Genomic DNA, 3295 nt, shown 5'->3' on the forward strand with positions numbered 1-3295 from the left:
TCCGCGCCAAGCTGTTCCCGGAGGACGGCTCCGGCGCGGGGTACGCCACCGTGTGGAACACCATCACCGTCGACCGCAACGCGGACGGCGCGGCCTCCACCGAGGTCGGCCCGGGTTCGGTCAACCTGCTGACCGGTGACTACTCCGTCGGCGTCACCGACGCCAACGAGCTCGGCATGTCGGTCGCCCGCACCTCGTCCTCGCGCGACCTCGCGCGCGGCTGGCAGCCGCAGGGCGAGCGCCTGACCGCCAACCAGCGCCAGGTGGGCACCGACCTCACCGGCTTCACCGCCGGCCAGGCCGAGCTCAGCCGTTCGACCGCCCGCGGCCACGACAGCTCCACCGACTCGCTGCTGGTCAAGCCCGGCAACGGCTGGGACAGCTACGCGGCCGTCGGCCCGGAGTACACCTTCGCCCAGGGCATGCAGCCCGGCAAGACGTACCGCCTCACCGGCTGGATCTACGTCCCCGGCGCGACCGGCCTGGACAACCCGCTCACCGACCGCGGTCTGACCCTGACCGGTCTGTACCACACCGCGGCCGGCTACGGACAGATCACCTCCAAGAAGGCCTCCTTCACCGACGCCTGGCAGCAGCTGACCGTCGACATGGTCGTCCCGAAGGACGCCGACCAGGCCTGGTTCCGGCTGTACAACGGCAACCTCCCCGGCACCGGCAAGGAGGTCTACTTCGACGACCTCTCGCTGAAGGAGATCGTGGCGCCGTTCGGTCCGCAGTGGGCCGGCGGCCCCGACGCGGGCGCCGGCTCCGACTACCGCTCGCTGTCGTTCCCGCAGTCCGACCTGGTCGAGATCAAGGCCAACGACGACACCTCGCTCACCTTCGCCAAGGGCACCGACGGCACCCTCTTCCCGGAGCCGGGCGCCGAGTCGCTCACCCTGAAGGCCGTGCCGGCCACCTCCGGCGCGATCGTGCTCAACGCCACCGGGCTGTGCCTGGAGGTGCCGAACGGCTCCGCCGGCAATGGCGCGGTGCTGCAGAGCGCACCGTGCACCGGCGCCACCAACCAGCAGTGGACGCGCGGCGACGACCTGACGCTGCGGCTGCTCGGCTACTGCCTCGACAACCCGTGGGGCGTGACGGGCGACAACACCCGGCTGACCCTGTGGGGCTGCAACGGCGGCGACAACCAGCAGTGGGAGGTGCACTCCAACGGCATCGTGGTGAACCGCCACTCGGGCAAGTGCCTGGACGCCTACAACGGCGCCACCATCTGGGTCTGCTGGGCCGGTGCGAACCAGGTCTGGGACGTCCAGACCAACGGCACCACCTACGAGCTGAGCGAGCTGGACGGCTCCAGGACCGTCTTCGCCCGCCAGGCCGGTTCGAACATCTACCAGGTGATCGCCGACATCGGTGCCGAGGCGGCCTCGACCACCCGGTACCAGTACGACACCGCCGACGGGCGTTCGCTCGTCAAGCGCGTCATCCCGACCGTCGAGCCGGGCGTCGACGACGCGAACCACTGCTCGGTCGACCCGCTGCCGCGCGGCTGCGAGGTCACGGAGTACGACTACGCCAAGGCCACCACGGCGACGGCGACGGTTCCGGGTGACTACCTGGACCGCGTCAGGGCCGTCAAGGTGTGGTCGTGGAACCCGGCGACCTCCAAGCAGGAGGCCGTCGAGGTCGCGCACTACGCGTACGACGACAAGGGCCGCATGGCCCAGGTCTGGGACCCGCGCCTGGCGCAGCCGCTGAAGACCACGTACGGCTACGACGCGGACGGCCGGGTCACCCGGATCACCGCCGCCGGTGAGCTGCCGTGGAACCTCGACTACGGCAAGGCCGCGGCCGACCAGGACCCGGGGCGTCTGCTGAAGGTCCGTCGCGCCGCGCTGGCGCAGGGCAGCAAGGACCAGGTCAACGGCGAGGTCGCGACCAACGTCGTCTACGAGGTGCCGCTGACCACCGGCGCCGGCGGTCCGTACGACCTGTCCGGCGCGGACGCGGCGACGTGGGCGCAGCTGGACGCGCCGACCGATGCCACGGCGGTGTTCGGTCCGGAGGACGACCCGGGCACCAACACCGCCACGGCGGCCAAGCCGGGCAAGGACGGCTACAAGCCGGCCGCCGTCCACTACCTCAACGCCTCCGGCAACGAGGTCAACACGGCGAGCCCGTCCGTCACGCCCGGCGGTGACATCGACACCACCGAGTTCGACCGCTACGGCAATGCCGTCCGGACCCTGGAGGCCACCAACCGGGCCATCGCCCTGGGCACCCACCCGGACGCCGACCGGTTCACCGCCGAGCTGGGCCTGCCCCAGATCCCGGCCGAACTGCTCGCCGCGAACCTGACCGACGAGCAGAAGGCGCGCAAGGCCGAGATCACCAAGTCCCGGGCCCGGCTGCTGGACTCGCGCACCACCTACAGCGCGGACGGCCTGGACGTCGTCGAGACGCTCGGCCCGGTCTACCGTGCCTCGCTCGCCGAGCAGGTGAACGGCCAGACCACCCCGGTCACCGTCACCTCGGAGGCCGAGAAGCTGCCGCAGCTCGGCGCCAACGTGCCGGTCCAGATCGACAACAACTGCTGCGGTCTGATCTGGTCCGGCGGCGCGCACCTGAGCGTCCGGGCGACCGCCCCGGGCGGCTACGCGGTGGTGCGGGTCAGCGTGCCGGAGGAGGGCGACTACCTGCTCTCCGGCCAGCAGACCAGGTACAACGACCACGGCACCGTGCAGTTCGCGATCGACGGCCAGAACCTCGGCCAGCCGATCGACCAGTACTCCGCCGACCCCGCCGTGGCCCCGTACGCGCTCGGCACGCCGGTCCACCTGGCGCGCGGTGACCACGAGCTCAAGCTCACCGTCACCGGCACCAACGCGGCCAGCACCGGCGCGCGGTACCACGCCGGCCTGGACACGGTGACCCTGACCAAGACCACCGTCAACCCGACCCTCGCGGCGGGGACGTCGGTGGTGGCGCGGGACCACAACACCAACACCTACGACGAGGGGAAGCCGGACGGCCAGGCGTACCACCTGGTCACCACCCAGACCGACGGTGCCCGGATCGACGGCTACGCCGATGATGTCGAGCTGCGGGTCAGCAAGTACGGGTACGGCACGCCGATCGGTGGGACCTCGGGCTGGGCGCTGAAGGCGGCCACCGAGATCACCACGGATGCGCTGGGCGCGAAGCTGACCTCCAGGGTCAGGTACGACGCGTCGGGTCGCGCCGTCGAGTCCCGCAAGCCGGGGTCGAACGGGGCGGACGCCGGGACGGTGAAGTCGGTGTTCTACACCGCCGGTGCCAACCCCGACGACGC

At 71.3% G+C, this 3295-nt stretch carries 1 protein-coding gene; it reads left to right on the top strand.

The features are described 5' to 3' along the window. Positions 1-3295: ricin-type beta-trefoil lectin domain protein (locus ACF1AK_RS36160; protein ID WP_391503065.1), on the top strand; the 3295-nt coding region annotated here is incomplete at both ends.

The sequence above is a fragment of the Kitasatospora sp. NPDC015120 genome, assembly GCF_043080305.1.
Lineage (GTDB): Bacteria > Actinomycetota > Actinomycetes > Streptomycetales > Streptomycetaceae > Kitasatospora.